This is a genomic window from Paenibacillus sp. J31R98 (assembly GCF_056269245.1).
The window spans coordinates 677,698-694,137 of the sequence record NZ_JBWDNO010000002.1; the positions used below are offsets into that span (position 1 = coordinate 677,698).

Genomic DNA, 16,440 nt, shown 5'->3' on the forward strand with positions numbered 1-16,440 from the left:
CTGGGTTCCCGAGGAAATGATTTTTACCCCAACTCGCAAGCTGCACGCGGACGCTAACGAACTCCAGAATGCTTATTTGCCACATTTGACTCGTTCTTGGAATGTAACAAACCGTAGAAACGCTAATTAGTTGAAATCAGCCACATTGGGCTGTCAAAGTAGTGAATAGCGTCTCTAGAGTTCGTTACATTATTATGATCGCTACTTCTGGACGAATAAGGTGTTTGCGGTTTGTTAGACGAGTAAGTAGCTGTCGCAGTCATCAGCAATAGACAATCAATAAAAAAAGACCAACCAGCACACGCTGGTTGGTCTTCAACTTCAAACAAACTAGAACCGCTGTACGCCGTTCTCCGTCACAACGGAGAGCAGCAATGGCGACGGCTTCACCGGCTCGCTTGAGAACGTGTAGGCGCTGCGAACCCGCTCCGCAACTTCGCTACTCGCAGCGTTCTCCTCGCGAACGTGCAGAAGCGCGAGCGTGTCGCCTTCGCTCACTTTGTCGCCGACCTTGCGCTTCATCGTAACGCCGACGGCGAAGTCGATGACCGACTCCTTCGTCGCGCGGCCTGCGCCGAGCAGCATCGCTGCGAGTCCAAGCTCTTCCGCTTGAATCGCCTGTACATAGCCGTCCTGCGCCGACTTCACTTCGAGGACAATCGGCGCCTGCGGCAACAGCGATGGATCATCCGCAACAGCCGGATTGCCTCCCTGCGCGGCAACGAACGACTTGAACTTCGCCAGTGCTGCGCCGGACTCCAGCTTCGTGCGAAGCAACGCTTCCGCCTCTTCGAGGCTGCTTGCCTCTCCGCCGAGCACAACCATATGCGAGCTTAGCGCGATACAGAGCGCCGTCAGATCTTCAGGACCGCGGCCATGCAGCGTATCGATCGCTTCCTGCACCTCAAGGGCATTGCCGATCGCATAGCCGAGCGGCTGATCCATATCGCTGATGAGCGCGGCTGTCTTGCGGCCTACTTCCGTGCCGATCTCAACCATCGCCCCAGCGAGCTTCTCGGAATCCTCCAGCGTCTTCATGAATGCGCCGCTGCCCGTCTTCACATCGAGCACAATTGCATCCGCGCCGGCTGCGATCTTCTTGCTCATGACTGAGCTCGCGATGAGCGGAATAGATTCCACCGTAGCGGTTACGTCACGCAGCGCGTACAGCTTCTTATCGGCAGGCGTCATGTTGCCGCTCTGGCCGATAATTGCCAGACCAATATCGTTCACCTGTGCGATAAACTCATCGCGAGTAAGCTCCGTGCGGAAGCCTTCCATTGCTTCCATTTTATCAATCGTACCGCCAGTATGACCGAGACCGCGGCCAGACATCTTCGCAACCGGAACGCCGCAAGACGCAACAAGCGGCCCAATAATGAGGCTTGTTTTATCGCCAACGCCGCCGGTGCTATGCTTGTCCACCTTAATGCCATGAATCGGTGACAGGTCCACCTGATCGCCCGACTCTGCCATCGCCATCGTCAGATATGCAGTCTCTTCTGCATTCATTCCGCGGAAATATACTGCCATCGCCCATGCCGAGAGCTGATAATCCGGGATCTCGCCTTTACTGTAACCTTCTATCAGGAAAGATAGCTCGTCCTTTGTTAGCACGCCGCCATTTCGTTTCTTTTGAATGATATCTACTGCACGCAAGCGTGAAGCCTCCTTAAGTCAAATCCGCATATGTACCTTTGCTTGCATTATCTCTGTGCTGCCACTCGCTTATACTTCTCCCGCTGCGCCTTTACAATCATCTGATCGAGCGCCTGACTAAGCGTAATGACATCGGGATGAAGAAAGGTTTCCTTGTCTAGCGCTGCTGCAACTAGCTTGCTGCGCAGTCGCTCAAGCCGCTGATACTGAAGATTTTCCATGTGAATCCCCGCTTATCTTATATAGATTCTCACGGACATTATACGACGATAAGAAAACAAAGAATGTCACATTGAGTCGAGGGCATTATTACAATTTTGTTACAATTAAATCAAAGTTACGACACCTTGCACGAGACCAAGGAACTGCGATTTCACTCGTTCCGTCGTCTCCATAACTTCATCATGCGAAAGCGGTTGGTCGAGAATGCCCGACGCCATGTTGCTAATGCACGAAATACCGAGCACTTCCATGCCGGAGTGTTTCGCCGCAATGACTTCAGAAACGGTCGACATCCCGACAGCATCTGCACCCAAAATCCGCATCATGCGGATTTCTGCTGGCGTTTCATAGGAAGGTCCGATGACCGCGATGTAAACGCCCTCTTGCAGAGAGAAGCCTTGTTCCTTTGCAACGCTGGCTGCCAGCTCGCGCATGCGTTTGCTGTATGGCTGGGACATATCCGGGAAACGAACGCCAAGCTCTGGATCATTCGGGCCAACGAGCGGATTGCGCCCTTGGAAATTAATATGATCGCTAATCAGCATCAGATCGCCTGGATTGTAGCTCGTATTGACGCCGCCTGCCGCATTCGTCACGATCAGCTTCGTTGCGCCGATTGCTTTCATAACGCGTACCGGGAACGCCGTCAAATCCGGACCGTAGCCTTCGTACAAATGGAATCGACCGCGCATAAGAACAACTGGACGGCCTGAGAGCGTGCCGATTAGAAGCTCGCCGGCATGGCCTTCAACTGTTGAAATTGGAAAATGCGGTATCTCGTGATACGGAATCGTTACCGGATTCTCAATATAGTCGCCAAGAATGCCAAGACCTGAGCCCATGATAAGGCCGACTTCGGGCTTGATTGAGATCTGGGCATTGATATAAGCTGCTGCTTCGTTAATATGAGTTGCTTTGATTGCTTCCATCGTAAGAAAGCCTCCTAGAAAAAGTAATGGGAAGTGCTTGGCTTGTCCCTCTTAGCGTAATTCCGCCAAGAAAGAGGTTCCGTTCGCTGGCGGCTTCACGTCGAAATTATCCGCAATCGTAGCGGCAACATCGGCGAAGGTCGAGCGAACGCCAAGCGAGCCAGGTTGCGTGAACGCTGGCGAGTACACGAGCAGCGGTACGTATTCTCTCGTATGATCCGTGCCCGCATAGGTCGGATCATTGCCGTGATCGGCAGTGATGACTAGCAAATCCTTCTCGCCGATTAGCTCTGCCAGCTTCGGCAGGCTGCGGTCGAACGCTTCGAGTGCGCCCGCATAGCCTTGCGGATCGCGGCGGTGCCCGAAGAGCGAGTCAAAGTCGACCAGGTTCGTGAAGAGCATCCCTTTGAAAGGACGGCCAAGTGCGGCAAGCGTCTTCTCGACGCCATCGTCGTTGCTCTTCGTCGGAAGCGCTTCGGTTACGCCTTCACTGCAGAAGATATCGTCAATCTTGCCGACTGCTATGACGTCTAGTCCGCTGTCCTTGAGCGTATTCAGTATCGTCGCTTCAGGAGGCTTCACGGCGTAGTCATGCCGATTCGGTGTTCTCTTGAACGCGCCTGGCTGACCGACATACGGCCTTGCAATGACGCGCCCGACGGCATAACGATCATCGAGCGTCAGCTCACGCGCAATTTCGCAGGCGCGGTACAGCTCTTCGAGTGGAATGATCTCTTCATGCGCAGCGATCTGGAATACGCTGTCCGCCGAAGTGTAGACGATCCACTTGCCCGTACGCATCTGCTCTTCGCCGAGCTCATCGAGAATTTCGGTGCCGCTTGCGGATTTGTTGCCCAGCACGCCGCGGCCTGTACGTTCTTCGAACGCCTGCAGCAGCTCCGCCGGAAATCCGTCCGTGAACGTACGGAATGGCACCGTAACTCGCAGCCCGGCTATCTCCCAGTGACCAGTCATCGTATCTTTACCTACAGATACTTCGGCCATCTTTCCATAATAGGACTTCGCTTCGCCCTCCGACTGCCAGCTGCCAAGCTCTGCAATGCGGTCAAGTCCCCAACTGCGCATATTCGGCAGCGCAAGCGCCGGCACTTCTCTCAGAATATGGCCAAGCGTATGGGAGCCCGCATCTCCGAAATCCGGAGCATCCGGCAGCTCGCCAATACCGACGCTGTCTAGCACTATTACGGCAATTCGATCAAATTTCATCGTTAGTATCACTCCGTGCTTTGTTTATTTCATTCTCGCCCGCGGATGCGCGAGGTTGTACACCTCTTTGATGCGCGGCTTCGTCAGCTGAACGTACACCTGGGTCGTGGAGATGTCAGCATGTCCAAGCATCTCCTGTACGGAACGCAAATCCGCCCCATTCTCAAGCAGGTGAGCAGCAAAAGAATGGCGCAGCGTATGCGGCGTAATGTCGCCGACGATACCAGCCTCCGCAGCGTATTTCTTAATTATTTTCCAGAAGCCCTGTCTCGTAATGCGCGCGCCTTGCAAATTCAGAAACAGCGCCTGCTCCGGCTCCGGCTTATCCTGCTTCAGCAGCTTGTCCCTAACAACGTTTATGTAAGCTTTCAACGCTTCCGCAGCAACAGCGCCTAATGGAACAATCCGCTCTTTGTCGGCAGCGCCCATACAACGAATGAAGCCGAGCGGCAAATTAATATGATCGCAATTTAACGAAATAAGTTCAGATACCCGGATCCCCGTTGCATACAGCACTTCGAGCATGGCTGAATCACGAATGCCGGCGTTGCAGCTGGTGTCAGGTGCCGTAAGCAGCTTCTCCACATCATCGATGGAGATAACCTTAGGCAACTTCTTCTCTGGCTTTGGCGTTTCCAGATGTATGGAGGGATCTGACTGCACATGACGCTCCGTGATCAAAAAATGAAAGAAAGCGCGAATAGACACCATGTGGCGAGACATCGTGGCAACCGCTCTCCCCTGCTGCTTCAATTGAAGCACATAGAGAGAAACATGGTGCTTTTGGATATCGGCTGCATGGGTCACGCCTTGTGTATGGACATATTCAATAAAATTCGACAAATCGCGTTCGTAGGAGTCTAATGTATTGCTGGATAGCCTCCGTCCTTCCCGTAAAAACTGAATAAATGTTCTCAGATGCGCTCTCATAGGTCGTTCCTTTCCCGGATCTACAGCTTAGCAGGTTATCCTGCTATATTCCACAATCGCTGCGAATCTCCTGCCAAAGGAAACCATTTTTGTCGAATATAATAATATTGTCTATTCCCCATACCAATAAAACAGCCGCAGCCTTTCATAAATACTGCTTCCATTATCCTGGTAATCATCGTTCTGAAACACTTTAAGCGCCTGCCCTTGCGGAACGCGGTACGGGTCCTGCGGCGCGATCCATACTGCAATAAACCGGCAACCGCCGTACATCGTAATTGTGAAAAAACAAAGAAGCAGCACGAACAAAATTCGTCTTAACCATCTGCGAACCGACACAACCATGCGCCCATGCTCCTCTCCGTGATACTCGTTAGGGAGTTGTCCTTTACAACACCTTATGAGCCCAGAGGTTGAAACATGCATAGCTGTGTTAGGCTGCAACGGGAGCTAGCTCAGCTTGTCAAAAGCAACGCTCTCGAGCAGCTGATCCATACTGATATATGGCATATTAACGGCTCCAGCGACTTGCGGGTGGGTAACACGCCCCTTGTAGGTGTTCACGCCTTTGCGCAGCGGTTCGTTGGCACGGACGGCATCCTCAAGCCCTTTGCCGGCAAGCTCAAGCGCATAAGGGATCGTCACATTCGTCAGAGCGAGCGTCGATGTGCGCGGAACCGCACCTGGCATGTTCGCCACAGCATAATGAAGCACCCCATGCTTCTCATATACCGGGTCTTTGTGCGTCGTCACACGGTCGATCGTCGCGATGGTACCGCCTTGGTCAACCGCAACGTCAACGATGACAGCGCCTTTCTTCATTGTTTTGACCATGTCTTCTGTGACCAAATGCGGCGCGCGGGCACCTGGAATAAGCACCGCTCCGATGAGCAAATCTGCTTTCTTCACCGCACTTGCAATGTTATATGGATTAGACATGAGCGTGCGAATACGGCCACTGAACACTTCATCTATATAACGCATCCGATCGGCGCTGCGCTCCAGAATGACGACGCTCGCTCCCATGCCAAGTGCAATTCGGGCTGCATTCGTACCCACAATACCTCCGCCGAGAATAATAACTTCCGCAGGCGGAACGCCTGGAACGCCACCAAGTAGAATACCGCGGCCGCCATAGAAGGCTTCGAGAAATTGGGAGCCGACCTGAACGGCCATCCGCCCTGCGACCTCGCTCATAGGAGTCAGAAGCGGCAAGCTGCCATTAGGCATCTGAATCGTTTCATAGGCAACTCCCGAAACGCCCTTCTCAACAAGCGCTTTAGTCAGCTCCGGCGCAGCGGCAAGATGCAAGTAGGTGAACAGCAGCAGCCCATCATGAAAATGACCGAATTCCTCCGGCAATGGCTCTTTCACCTTCATAATCATGTTCGCGCGCGACCAGACTTCTTTGACATCATCGATGATTGTTGCGCCTTCCGAGACATAAGCATCGTCCGTGAAGCTGCTGCCGACTCCTGCGCCTGCTTCCACCAGCACCTCGTGACCGGCAGCCTTCAACATTCCCGCTCCTGCCGGGGTCAGCGCAACCCGATACTCGCTTGACTTGATTTCTTTTGGAACTCCGATAATCATAAGCGCACTCCCTCTCCTACTCCTTGCTTCTTCATATGCAGGCAGAGGACGGGTTGACAGTCCTCCATGATACGTTTACCTTACATGCCTAAAAATATGTACGTAAGGTCAGCGTCTACCCATGCCCTTGTACGAATGACTCCATACATTAGGAGTAACGGTTATGCCATAGTTCCGCAAAATCGAGTTCAATTCCAAGTCCAGGTCCAGGTCCCAGTTGCAAGCAACGTCTACTGCCAAAAAGGAGGAGCATCTTTGCCAAATGTGGAACGGCTGCTGCTCAGCTGCTCAAAGAGCAAATCAACCGGGTATACGTCGCGCAAGCTAATCGGGTTCAAGCGTGACTCCGACTACAAACAGTGTGTAGAAGAGCTGTCTAAGTACGGTATCCGTCCGGTGAAAAGCATCCAGAAGAGCCGACTAATCTGCTGCCATTTGGACAGCCGCAGAACCGAACAGCTGAAGTCGCTCGCCCAGCATCCGAACATCAGCTATGTCGAGCCTGATTTCAAGATTCACGCGCATGGCTTTGTGCCAGCTGCGGGCAAGAGAAAGTCAGCACGCAAACAACCTTCCCCTTATATGCGTAAACGAGTGCAAACGAAGAGTGTTCGCATCAAAGGTCGGCGTTCCGCAACCTCATCAGACTCTAGCTCTACTCCGTGGAACCTCTCCCAGATTGGAGCATCGAAAGTATGGTCAACGACTCGCGGCAAAGGCGCGGGCATCGCGATCATTGATACCGGCATCGCAAAACACTCCGATCTGCGCATAACCGGAGGCGTGAATACGATGGGCGGATCTTCGTATTATGATGATAACGGGCACGGGACACATGTCGCTGGCATTGCCGCTGGCACTGGTTACTACAAGAGACCTGGCGTTGCACCGCGTGCGAGCTTATACGCGATCAAGGCGCTGGACGCGAATGGCGCGGGGTATGTATCCGACATCATTAAAGGGATTGACTGGTGTATTAAGAAGAACATCCCGATCATCAATATGAGCCTTGGGCTCGAAGGAGAAACAAGCAGCGCGCTGAAGGAAGCGGTACAGCGTGCGCGCAAGAGTGGTATCCTCATCGTTGCATCAGCAGGCAATAACGGCTCTGTTGGCGGCCGCATCGACCAACCTGCCAGGTATACAGATGCTCTTGCAGTAGCTGCCTCTACGCGCTATGGCAAGATCGCGAATTACAGCAGCCGCGGCTACGGCATTGACGTGACGGCGCCAGGCAGCTATATCAAATCGACCTGGCCAGGCGGCGGCTATCAAGTGCTCTCCGGCACAAGCATGTCGAGCCCCCACGTCGCTGGCGGAGCAGCGCTCTTGAAGTCGCTCCATCCGAGCATCACGCCGTATGGCATTGCGCAGCGGCTCCGCAATACGACGAAGAAGCTGTCGAGCTATGCCAAGCGTACGCAGGGCTACGGGTTGATTCAGCTCGACGATGCAGCAGCGGTTGCTGACAATGGAGCTAGTGCCGCTGCACGCACACGTTCCTTAAAACGACGTCGCCGTACAAAGTCATAGTAGATCCGCATAGAGTTGCGCAATACTAAAGAACAACACAAAAAACTCCCTTCGGGAGCAGTGCATGTTAGCATGAAACACCGCTAACTGCACTGCAGAAAGGAGTTATTGTTGTTCGGCTTTCGAACTGTCGTTCTTGCTCTTGCAGCTTGCGCACACGCCTTGGAAATCGAGGCGGTGATCCACAACGGTGAAGCCGTATTCCTTCTCAAGCCGTTCTTCAAGCGGTCCAAGCCAATCTTCTAAGATCTCGCTCATCGTTCCGCATTGTACACAGATGAGGTGATGATGATGGTGCTTATTGTTATCGGCTCTCAGGTCGTATCTTGCAACGCCATCGCCGAAATTCATCTTCTCTACGACATGAAGCTCGCTTAACAGTTCAAGTGTCCGATACACGGTCGCAAGGCCGATCTCAGGCGCTTTATCCTTAACGAGCATAAATACATCTTCAGCGCTGAGATGATCCTCTTCGTTCTCCAGAAGCACACGTACTGTCGCTTCACGCTGCGGGGTGAGCTTGTACCCCTGTGACTGGAGCTGCTGTTTCACTTTGTCAATCCGGGATTCTTCCATGGCTTCCCCTCCTACCACAACAACTAGTGCCATCACCGGAATCGGTTGCTTTCATTATAGGTGCTGGTCAGGAGCAAAGTCAATTTTTTTTAGAATGATTACAATCCAGCGCTCGTTCCTTGGACGAGAGGGGCAGCCCATTGCAGCAGCAGCGGGGTTAAATAGGACTCGATCATCGCAGCCCCGAGCAGAATGATGAGCATCATCGCAGTCTGTACGACATAGCGAATCAACGGCTGACCGAGGTTGCCAAATCGGCCAATCAGCCGATTCTTCACAATGTACAGCGTGAACGAAACTGCAGACACGCTCGCGATCAAGAATGCCGGGATCGCGATGAGGTTCGCCGGCGCAACGGATGCTAGCGAGAAGATAAGCCCTTTCCACGCGAACTGGCGCACGAGTGTGCCGACTGCAAAGCCGATAAGCACGCCTTTAAGGAAGTCTAGCGCCAGCACAAGCGGCATGCCGACAACAGTCAGACCGAGCACCCATACGAGCAGCAGCCACTTGGCGTGAAACCACGCCCGATCCCAGAACGACTCGGTGCCGCTAAGCATCGTACCATCCTGAATCCGACTGATAAACTGCTGCACGTCGACGGCAAGATCCTGCTGCTGGTCCAGCGTCAGCGCATTCACGAGCAAAGCCCCGAAGACGACGCCTACGATGAACAGAACGAATACAAAAATATATAAATTTAGCTGTTCTCTCATCATCGGCTGCATTGCGGAAGAGCGCATATCCCATACCTCCAAAAATAGCGAATGGTACAGTTTATGTACGAGCTGGGTTGTGTATGACAAGGGGACCCCAGCTCGCTACGGTACAGTCATTCCGATGATCACTCCCGTGGTCTTCGACCAAAGTCGTTCTCATTCGGAATGTCTGCGCCTTCGCTCGGCCCCCTTGCCATCCACCTTGGTGGTGGGGCAAAGAGAAAATGACTGCTTCGCCTGTTTTTAGCTGCATGCTCGTTGCTTGCAAGCGATGGGATGAGCGCTCCCGTGGTCTTCGACCAAAGTCGCTCTCATCCCATTCGCCTGCGGCGGACGCTCGGCATCCTCCACTTAAACATAAACCTAAACCTAAACCTAAACCTAAAACAGCCTCAACAACTGGAAAGATCCAGTTATTGAGGCTAAAACGGCGCATTAAACAGAAATAAATGTAAACATCCACTTATTTGAGCCAAGACCAACTAACCGAGCACCTTACTGCCCCGCACTCACCTTGCCATACCTACCCCCGCCGCCCGCTTCAAGCTGCAGCGTGCCGCGGCGGGCGCTGGCGATGATCGCTGCGGCTGGTTCGCCTGCGATCGACGCAATTGCAGCCTCCGGGACGTCGTGGATGATATTCATCTCCGTCCCGAATGCTTCGAGCAGCTTGCCCAGCTTCACTTTGCCAAGTCCCGGGATAAACTCCAGCGGGACTTGGTACACATAGCGCGGGCGATCTGCCGGCACCACAGGCTGCTCGCGGCCAGCCCGCTCCGCAAGTTCCAGGATGCGGTCGAACACGCCGCGAACCTGCTTCAAGCTGCCGCATTGCAAGCAGCGCTCGGCGTCCAGCCGCTCTTCCATGAGCGAGCCGCAATTGACGCAATAGGTGCGATGATACTTGCCGAGTACGGGATTAAGCCCGTAATTCGCTGTAATTGCCCGCCCTTCAGCCCCCTCAAGCGCGAGCTTTAGCTCGGCGAATGACGGCTCTCGCAGCAGCAGCTCATTGTATTCGCGACCGATTTTGGCAAGGGAATGGGCGTCGGAATTGGTCAAGAACGAATAGCTGTCGAGATCCGGAATATAGCCCGCCATCTCACTATCCGCACTCAGCCCAAGCTCCACTGCATCGACGAGTGCAGGGTCCAGTGTATCTCTAAGATGATCCGAACAGCTCCCAAACAGGCTCTTATGCGGCGTAAAAATATGCGCAGGGATGAACAAGCCCCCACGCACCTTCACTTCCTCCTGAAGCTCCCGACTTGGCACATACAGCCGCTGCGAGCTGAGCTGCACATTTTTCATACGCTTGCTCATCCACGCCGTAAACGACTGCATCGTTGCAAAATCCGGCATAAACGCAAGATGATGCGCCGTCCCAAAACCCGTATCGCGAACTTCAATCTCCGCACCAAGCAAAATTGTCGTGTCCCGGTACTTAATCCCGCCGCCGATAATTTCCGTCATCTCTCCGGAATCCAGCAGCGCCGCAATATCCCTCTGCACCCCAGGGGAATGGCAGTCAATGACGCCTAGAAGCTGAATTCCTTTGCGAACCGCCGCTTCGTGCGCAATGTTCCGGAAGGTCAAATCCCGGCTGCCGCTAATCTTCACCGGCTCGCCTCGCTCCGTGCGTCCGATATGCAAATGGAGGTCTGCAAAAAAACGCGTAAGCCCTCCACCTTCCTGCTTCATCATTAAATTTCTCCTGTCAGCCTATAGATGTGCCACGCGTAAACAGCTAGGATCGTCTTCGCGTCGCTTATGCGCTCTTCTCTAATATACTGCTGCGCCTGCTCGAAAGTAATCGCTTCAACCGCAAGGAACTCATCCTCATCCGGCGCGCTCTCGCCTTTCACAAGATCCTCAGCGATGTAGATATATAGCTTCTCATCCGCAAAGCCCGGCGATGTATAGAATGCGCTCAAGGGACGCAACTTGCCTGCACGATATCCCGTTTCTTCCTCCAGCTCGCGAGCAGCCGCAACCATCGGATCTTCACCGGCATCAAGCTTGCCCGCCGGAATTTCGATTTGGAACTTCTCCATCGGCTTGCGGTACTGCTCAACGACAAGCATTTTATCATCTATTAACGCCAGCACCGCCGCAGCGCCGGGATGTCTGACGATCTCGCGCGTAGCCGTTCCGCCATTAGGCAATTGGATCGTATCCACTTGCAGCGAAATGATTTTTCCCTCAAAAATCGGTTCTGTCTTCACGGTTACTTCACGGAATTGGTCTGTTTTCTCCAGCATTTTTTTATCGTCTCCTTCAGTTTGGTATGCATAAGGCAGGCAACTCTCTCATATCTATCTATCAAGTATAGCAAAAGGGGCGATAGATTATGAAACAATATGCAAAGCAGAACCAATTGGCACTTGTCGGCAAAGCTTGGGAAATTAAGCATCAGCTGAGGCTTCTGGCCAAATCCAGCTCCAAATCCGGGCTCATGGCGATTCAACCGAAACGCACGCTTCTTGAATACTTACAGTCCGCTCAATAAGCCGTGTCCGGCGAAAGAATCATCCATGCCATTCAAAGACAAAGGGGCTGCCTTGCTGTTAGAGCCGATCATCGTGATCGCCTCTGCGGCAGGTAACCCCTTTTTTATTATTCGAGTTAAGCTTTCTGTTCAGCAGCTTGCTCCACGATCGAAACAGCGAGCTCCGCTGTTTTCACAAGATCCGCTACTTTAATTTGCTCTTTCGTCGTATGGATATGCTCGTAGCCAATCGCCAAGTTCACCGTTGGAACGCCATGCCCGTTGAACACATTCGCATCGCTGCCTCCGCCGGAATGGAACAGCTTCGGTGTTCTGCCGATCTTTTCAATCGCCGCTTTTGCCAGTTCTACTACAGGATCGCCATCATTAAAGTTGAAAGAAGGATACATCAACTTAGCCTCAAACTCAGCTTTCGCGCCATACTCCGCTACAACCGCCTCAACAGCTTCACGCATCTGTTCGACTTGCTTATCAAGCTTCTCCATGACGATACTGCGCGCCTCTGCATCCAGCTTAACGTAGTCGCACACGATATTCGTCGCGCCACCGCCTTCGAAACGCCCGATATTCGCCGTCGTCTCGTGGTCGATCCGTCCAAGCTTCATGCGCGAAATCGCTTTGCCCGCCACTTGGATTGCGCTAATGCCGTCTTCCGGATTAACGCCGGCATGTGCGGATTTGCCATAGATCTTGATCGTGATTTTCATTTGGGAAGGGGCTGCTACGGCAATATCGCCGATTGGACCGTTCGAATCAAGCGCATAACCGAATTTCGCTTTCAGCTTTGAGCTGTCCAGTGCCGCTGCACCAACAAGCCCGCTCTCTTCGCCAACAGTAATAACCAGTTGAATGGCGCCATGGGGGATGTTGTTCTCCTTCAACACGCGAATCATCTCGAACATCGCTGCTAGTCCTGCTTTGTCATCGCTGCCGAGAATCGTCGTTCCGTCGCTTCTGATGTAACCATCCTCGTCCAGCTGCGGCTTAATGCTTTGGCCTGGCGTTACGGTGTCCATATGGGATGTGAAGAAAATAACCGGAGCATCCTCGCGGCCGTTCGCCGGAAGCATTGCAATCAAGTTGCCGGCGCCATGGCCTGTAATGCTCGCTGCGTTGTCCTCTTCTACCGACAAGCCCAGCTCTTTCAGCTTCTTCGTCAGCACATCGCAAATTTGGCGCTCATTCTTTGTTTCGCTGTCCACGCGGACAAGCTCCATAAATTCCTCGACAAGACGCTTCTCATTAATCATCGTCTTTCCTCCGTCCATCCTTTTCGTTTACAATACATAGTAACGTCCTTATTATTTTGCACGAAAGGAGCATGCTGACATGCGTTCCAATCCGCTTATTAAAGTATTCATCTGGGTTCTTATTGCGGCAATGCTGCTATCCACGCTACTCGTTGGTATCGGCTGGATGTTCGAATAGCCCGCCTGATGCTTCTTCCACCTCAAGCCCAAATTGCTTGCAGATAAAAGGTGTAAGCTCTAGCGCAGCCTGTTCAACACTCAGGTGAATGCCAGTCAAATCAGCGAATGAAGTGACGGCATACTCCTGAATTCCACAAGGGATGATGCCTCGAAATCCATCTTGCGCAATGCCTGCTTTCACATTGAGAGCAAAGCCATGACTCGTCACGAATCCGCGGCGAGTTCTGGCTTTATTAAATTTCACGCCGATTGCGGCAATCTTCTCATCGCGAACCCATACGCCTGTATATTCAGGTTTACGCCCGCCTTCAATGCCATATGTAGCCAACCACTCTATAATCGCCTGTTCCAGCTGTCTTAAATAGCCGTGCAAATCGAGATTCGCCCCATCGAGATAAAAGAGCGGGTAACCAACAAGCTGACCTGGCCCATGATACGTAATGTCTCCGCCACGGTCGATCTGAAAAACGCCGATGCCGCGCTTTGCCAATTCTTCCTCGGAATAAAGCAGATGCTCGGGATGCTTCTGCGAGCCGATCGTATACGTCGGCGGATGCTGAAGAAGGAGCAGCGTTTCACGGCGCTCCTCCTTGTCGATCTGTTTCACATAGCTTTTTTGCAAATCCCAAGCCTCGGCATATCCCATCATCGGAATATAGTGGACATCGAGCGCCTTCACGTTCGTTGTCATGTCTGCCTCAGCCTCTTTCTAATACAGCTTCGTGCTTTCCAGGTTGAAGCCTTCTAAATTTTCTTTCACACGCTGCAGGAATCGTCCGCAGATGACGCCGTCCAGAATACGGTGGTCGAGCGATAAGCAGATGTTCGCCATCGAACGAACCGCAATCATATCGTTGATGACGACAGGACGCTTCACGATGGATTCGCAAGTCACAATCGCTGCCTGCGGGTAGTTAATGATCGGGTACGACAGGATGGATCCGAACGAGCCGGTATTGTTCACCGTGAACGTGCCGCCTTCCATATCGGAGAGCGTTAGCTTGCCATCACGCGTCTTGCGCGCCAGCTCTTCAATCTCGCGAGCAAGCCCTGCGATGTTCTTCTGATCCGCGTTCTTGATGACTGGCACCTTCACCGCATCTTCCGTACCGACCGCCAGACCGATATGAATGTCGCGCTTGACGATGATCTTGTCGACCGCCCAGACGGAGTTCATAATCGGGAAATCCTTAATTGCATTCACGACCGCTTTCACCCAGAATGCTAGATACGTAAGGTTCACGCCTTCGCGCTTCTTGAAGTCATCCTTCAGCTTATTGCGGAGGCTGACAAGATCCGTAACGTCGACCTCCATCATCATCCAAGCATGAGGAATCTCGGTAACGCTCTGGCGCATATTACGCGCAATCGCATTGCGGACAGGGGTTACGTCGATAAAATATTCGCTGCGTCCCGGAACCTGCTGGCCTTCGATCTCTACTTTCGGAATACGCGGCGACTCAGACAGGTGAAGTCCCGTCGAACGCACCGGATCCTTCGATGTGTAGACCGGCTGCGGCGGATGCACAGGCGCGCTGCTCGCGCTTGATGTTGCTGGCGCGCTCGCTCCGCGACCGGACGCAACATAGGCAAGAACATCCTTGCGCGTAATCCTTCCGCCGATGCCTGTCCCTTGAATATGGGACAAGTTGATGCCATGCTCGGCTGCGAGCTGCTGAACCGCTGGCGAATAGCGATAACGCATGCTATCGTCGCCGCTTTCGGTCGCTCCCGATGCCGCGCCTTGAGCGCGCACCGCTGCTCGCTCGTTGCTGCCAACATTGCCTTGCGGCGCTGGCGCTGCAGCTTGTTGCGCCGAAGGAGCAGGAGCCGAAGCGGAATCGCCGGCTCCCTCTTCCTCCACTTCGATCAGACAAACCGGCGTACCGACAGGTACGGTCTCCCCGGCGCCGACTAATATTTGAACCAGCTTCCCTTGAATTGTCGAGGGCAGTTCTGCGTTAACTTTATCGGTGACAATTTCACAGATCGGCTCATACATGTCGATGACATCGCCCGGCTGCTTCAGCCATTTGTCAATCGTTGCGGAGACGAGCGATTCTGCGAGTTGCGGCATGACGACTTCCGTCACTTTCTTCAATCCGACCACTCCTTACAAAGCTTAAATTCTAGTAGAGCGCGAGTTTCTTCATCGCTTCTTTGACTTTATCTTTATTTAGCATAAAGAATTTCTCGCCTGGCGGGTTGATCGGCATTGCCGGAACGTCAGGACCGCAAAGGCGCATAATTGGCGCATCCAGCTCATAGAGCATCTCTTCCGCAATAATGGCAGAAACCTCTCCGCCGATGCCGCCGAATTTATTATCTTCATGAATGATAAGTACTTTGCCTGTACGGCGAGCAGCTTCAAGAATACCGTCCTTATCTAGCGGCTGCAGCGAACGAAGGTCAACTACATGCGCAGTAATGCCTTCTGCTTCAAGCTCCTCGGCTGCATCCATAATGAAGTGCAATGGCAAGCTGTAGCTGATTACAGTAATATCGTCACCCTCGCGAAGGACATTCGACTTGCCGATCGGCACGATATAATCGTCTTCCGGCACATCGCCCGAAACAAGCTTGTAGCATTTCTTATTTTCGAAGAAAATAACCGGATCCGGGTCGCGGACAGCCGCTTTCAAGAGGCCCTTCGCGTCGTATGCCGTGTAAGGAGCAACAATCTTCAGCCCCGGCGTTCCGAAGAATACCGACTCCGGGCATTGGGAGTGGTACAAGCCGCCAAAGATACCGCCGCCAATAGGTGCGCGGATAACGATCGGGCAGTCCCAGTCATTATTGGAGCGATAGCGGATCTTCGCCGCTTCGCTAATAATTTGGTTTGTTGCCGGGAACATGAAATCGGAATACTGCATTTCGGCGATCGGCTTCATGCCATACATCGCTGCACCGATTGCAACGCCCGCAATTGCAGATTCTGCAAGCGGCGTATCGAGCACGCGCTCTTCGCCGAACTGCGACAGCAGTCCTTTCGTCGTCGTGAACACGCCGCCCTTGTAGCCAACGTCTTCCCCAAGAACGAACACGTTCTCGTCACGTTCCATTTCTTCCTTCATTGCGAGGCGGATCGCATCAATATAATCCATTTTGGGCAT

Annotated in this window: 18 protein-coding genes; 3 read left to right on the forward strand and 15 right to left on the reverse strand. The window is 53.0% G+C overall.

All coding sequences use genetic code 11. From position 1 onward, the window contains the following. Nucleotides 1-330: 330 nt before the first annotated feature. The 7 genes from AC0YNX_RS11690 to ald form a co-directional block, all read right to left on the reverse strand. Nucleotides 331-1,659: a pyrimidine-nucleoside phosphorylase gene (locus AC0YNX_RS11690; RefSeq protein ID WP_475815847.1), complete on the reverse strand. Its 1,329-nt coding sequence runs from the start codon at nucleotides 1,657-1,659 to the stop codon at nucleotides 331-333. A gap of 47 nt (nucleotides 1,660-1,706) precedes the next feature. After that, entirely contained in the window at nucleotides 1,707-1,880 is a 174-nt protein-coding gene (locus AC0YNX_RS11695) for an aspartyl-phosphate phosphatase Spo0E family protein (RefSeq protein WP_475815848.1), read from the reverse strand. Nucleotides 1,881-1,985: 105 nt separating this feature from the next. Beyond that, nucleotides 1,986-2,810, reverse strand: a complete 825-nt coding sequence (locus tag AC0YNX_RS11700; protein WP_475815849.1) for a purine-nucleoside phosphorylase — start codon at nucleotides 2,808-2,810, stop codon at nucleotides 1,986-1,988. Between the two features lie 51 nt (nucleotides 2,811-2,861). Continuing rightward, nucleotides 2,862-4,037: a phosphopentomutase gene (locus AC0YNX_RS11705; RefSeq protein ID WP_475815850.1), complete on the reverse strand. Its 1,176-nt coding sequence runs from the start codon at nucleotides 4,035-4,037 to the stop codon at nucleotides 2,862-2,864. Between the two features lie 24 nt (nucleotides 4,038-4,061). Beyond that, complete coding sequence (gene xerD, locus AC0YNX_RS11710) at nucleotides 4,062-4,967, reverse strand: site-specific tyrosine recombinase XerD (protein ID WP_475815851.1); 906 nt, start codon at nucleotides 4,965-4,967, stop codon at nucleotides 4,062-4,064. Nucleotides 4,968-5,078: 111 nt separating this feature from the next. After that, complete coding sequence (locus AC0YNX_RS11715) at nucleotides 5,079-5,312, reverse strand: DUF4227 family protein (RefSeq protein ID WP_475815852.1); 234 nt, start codon at nucleotides 5,310-5,312, stop codon at nucleotides 5,079-5,081. A 105-nt stretch (nucleotides 5,313-5,417) separates the two neighbouring features. Continuing rightward, a complete protein-coding gene (gene ald / locus AC0YNX_RS11720; protein WP_475815853.1) occupies nucleotides 5,418-6,560 on the reverse strand; it encodes an alanine dehydrogenase in 1,143 nt (380 codons plus the stop codon). 264 nt (nucleotides 6,561-6,824) lie between these two features. Between ald and AC0YNX_RS11725 the strand changes: the two genes are divergently transcribed. Beyond that, nucleotides 6,825-8,093: a S8 family peptidase gene (locus tag AC0YNX_RS11725; RefSeq protein WP_475816232.1), complete on the forward strand. Its 1,269-nt coding sequence runs from the start codon at nucleotides 6,825-6,827 to the stop codon at nucleotides 8,091-8,093. 105 nt (nucleotides 8,094-8,198) lie between these two features. Here the strand turns inward: AC0YNX_RS11725 and fur are convergent, their stop codons facing one another. The 4 genes from fur to AC0YNX_RS11745 form a co-directional block, all read right to left on the reverse strand. Then, nucleotides 8,199-8,669, reverse strand: coding sequence for a ferric iron uptake transcriptional regulator (gene fur, locus AC0YNX_RS11730; protein WP_475815854.1), 471 nt, complete (start codon nucleotides 8,667-8,669; stop codon nucleotides 8,199-8,201). A 98-nt stretch (nucleotides 8,670-8,767) separates the two neighbouring features. Further along, nucleotides 8,768-9,412: a stage II sporulation protein M gene (gene spoIIM, locus AC0YNX_RS11735; RefSeq protein ID WP_475815855.1), complete on the reverse strand. Its 645-nt coding sequence runs from the start codon at nucleotides 9,410-9,412 to the stop codon at nucleotides 8,768-8,770. Between the two features lie 471 nt (nucleotides 9,413-9,883). Further along, nucleotides 9,884-11,092, reverse strand: a complete 1,209-nt coding sequence (locus tag AC0YNX_RS11740) for an endonuclease Q family protein (RefSeq protein ID WP_475815856.1) — start codon at nucleotides 11,090-11,092, stop codon at nucleotides 9,884-9,886. Next, the gene (locus tag AC0YNX_RS11745) at nucleotides 11,092-11,649 is read right to left on the reverse strand and encodes an NUDIX hydrolase (RefSeq protein WP_475815857.1); all 558 of its coding nucleotides are present in this window, start codon (nucleotides 11,647-11,649) and stop codon (nucleotides 11,092-11,094) included. Before AC0YNX_RS11745 ends, AC0YNX_RS11740 begins: the two co-directional genes overlap by 1 nt. 89 nt (nucleotides 11,650-11,738) lie before the next feature. On the opposite strand from AC0YNX_RS11745, the gene mciZ reads away from it, so the two are divergent. Next, the gene (gene mciZ / locus AC0YNX_RS11750) at nucleotides 11,739-11,897 is read left to right on the forward strand and encodes a Z-ring formation inhibitor MciZ (protein WP_475815858.1); all 159 of its coding nucleotides are present in this window, start codon (nucleotides 11,739-11,741) and stop codon (nucleotides 11,895-11,897) included. A gap of 116 nt (nucleotides 11,898-12,013) precedes the next feature. Here the strand turns inward: mciZ and AC0YNX_RS11755 are convergent, their stop codons facing one another. After that, a complete protein-coding gene (locus tag AC0YNX_RS11755) occupies nucleotides 12,014-13,147 on the reverse strand; it encodes a M20/M25/M40 family metallo-hydrolase (protein WP_475815859.1) in 1,134 nt (377 codons plus the stop codon). Between the two features lie 79 nt (nucleotides 13,148-13,226). On the opposite strand from AC0YNX_RS11755, the gene prli42 reads away from it, so the two are divergent. Next, nucleotides 13,227-13,325 carry a stressosome-associated protein Prli42 gene (gene prli42, locus AC0YNX_RS11760; RefSeq protein ID WP_177182554.1) on the forward strand — a complete coding sequence of 33 codons (99 nt, stop codon included), beginning with the start codon at nucleotides 13,227-13,229 and terminating at the stop codon, nucleotides 13,323-13,325. On the opposite strand, the gene lipB is transcribed toward prli42, so the two are convergent. The 3 genes from lipB to AC0YNX_RS11775 are packed head-to-tail and all read right to left on the reverse strand — an operon-like array spanning nucleotide 13,293 to nucleotide 16,440. Continuing rightward, the gene (gene lipB, locus AC0YNX_RS11765) at nucleotides 13,293-14,018 is read right to left on the reverse strand and encodes a lipoyl(octanoyl) transferase LipB (protein ID WP_475815860.1); all 726 of its coding nucleotides are present in this window, start codon (nucleotides 14,016-14,018) and stop codon (nucleotides 13,293-13,295) included. The genes prli42 and lipB overlap by 33 nt on opposite strands. Nucleotides 14,019-14,036: 18 nt before the next feature. Further along, nucleotides 14,037-15,404: a dihydrolipoamide acetyltransferase family protein gene (locus tag AC0YNX_RS11770; RefSeq protein ID WP_475816233.1), complete on the reverse strand. Its 1,368-nt coding sequence runs from the start codon at nucleotides 15,402-15,404 to the stop codon at nucleotides 14,037-14,039. A gap of 52 nt (nucleotides 15,405-15,456) precedes the next feature. Next, complete coding sequence (locus tag AC0YNX_RS11775; RefSeq protein WP_475815861.1) at nucleotides 15,457-16,440, reverse strand: alpha-ketoacid dehydrogenase subunit beta; 984 nt, start codon at nucleotides 16,438-16,440, stop codon at nucleotides 15,457-15,459.

Excerpts from the sequence above, each read along its gene's own strand:
- fur (WP_475815854.1), bottom strand. The coding sequence starts at position 8,669 with ATGGAAGAATCCCGGATTGACAAAGTGAAACAGCAGCTCCAGTCACAG.
- AC0YNX_RS11755 (WP_475815859.1), bottom strand. The coding sequence starts at position 13,147 with ATGATTAATGAGAAGCGTCTTGTCGAGGAATTTATGGAGCTTGTCCGC.
- AC0YNX_RS11700 (WP_475815849.1), bottom strand. The coding sequence starts at position 2,810 with ATGGAAGCAATCAAAGCAACTCATATTAACGAAGCAGCAGCTTATATC.
- AC0YNX_RS11740 (WP_475815856.1), bottom strand. The coding sequence starts at position 11,092 with ATGATGAAGCAGGAAGGTGGAGGGCTTACGCGTTTTTTTGCAGACCTC.
- AC0YNX_RS11745 (WP_475815857.1), bottom strand. The coding sequence starts at position 11,649 with ATGCTGGAGAAAACAGACCAATTCCGTGAAGTAACCGTGAAGACAGAA.
- AC0YNX_RS11705 (WP_475815850.1), bottom strand. The coding sequence starts at position 4,037 with ATGAAATTTGATCGAATTGCCGTAATAGTGCTAGACAGCGTCGGTATT.
- AC0YNX_RS11695 (WP_475815848.1), bottom strand. The coding sequence starts at position 1,880 with ATGGAAAATCTTCAGTATCAGCGGCTTGAGCGACTGCGCAGCAAGCTA.
- AC0YNX_RS11775 (WP_475815861.1), bottom strand. The coding sequence starts at position 16,440 with ATGCCCAAAATGGATTATATTGATGCGATCCGCCTCGCAATGAAGGAA.
- lipB (WP_475815860.1), bottom strand. The coding sequence starts at position 14,018 with ATGACAACGAACGTGAAGGCGCTCGATGTCCACTATATTCCGATGATG.
- ald (WP_475815853.1), bottom strand. The coding sequence starts at position 6,560 with ATGATTATCGGAGTTCCAAAAGAAATCAAGTCAAGCGAGTATCGGGTT.
- spoIIM (WP_475815855.1), bottom strand. The coding sequence starts at position 9,412 with ATGCGCTCTTCCGCAATGCAGCCGATGATGAGAGAACAGCTAAATTTA.
- prli42 (WP_177182554.1), top strand. The coding sequence starts at position 13,227 with ATGCGTTCCAATCCGCTTATTAAAGTATTCATCTGGGTTCTTATTGCG.
- AC0YNX_RS11715 (WP_475815852.1), bottom strand. The coding sequence starts at position 5,312 with ATGGTTGTGTCGGTTCGCAGATGGTTAAGACGAATTTTGTTCGTGCTG.
- xerD (WP_475815851.1), bottom strand. The coding sequence starts at position 4,967 with ATGAGAGCGCATCTGAGAACATTTATTCAGTTTTTACGGGAAGGACGG.
- AC0YNX_RS11770 (WP_475816233.1), bottom strand. The coding sequence starts at position 15,404 with ATGCCGCAACTCGCAGAATCGCTCGTCTCCGCAACGATTGACAAATGG.
- mciZ (WP_475815858.1), top strand. The coding sequence starts at position 11,739 with ATGAAACAATATGCAAAGCAGAACCAATTGGCACTTGTCGGCAAAGCT.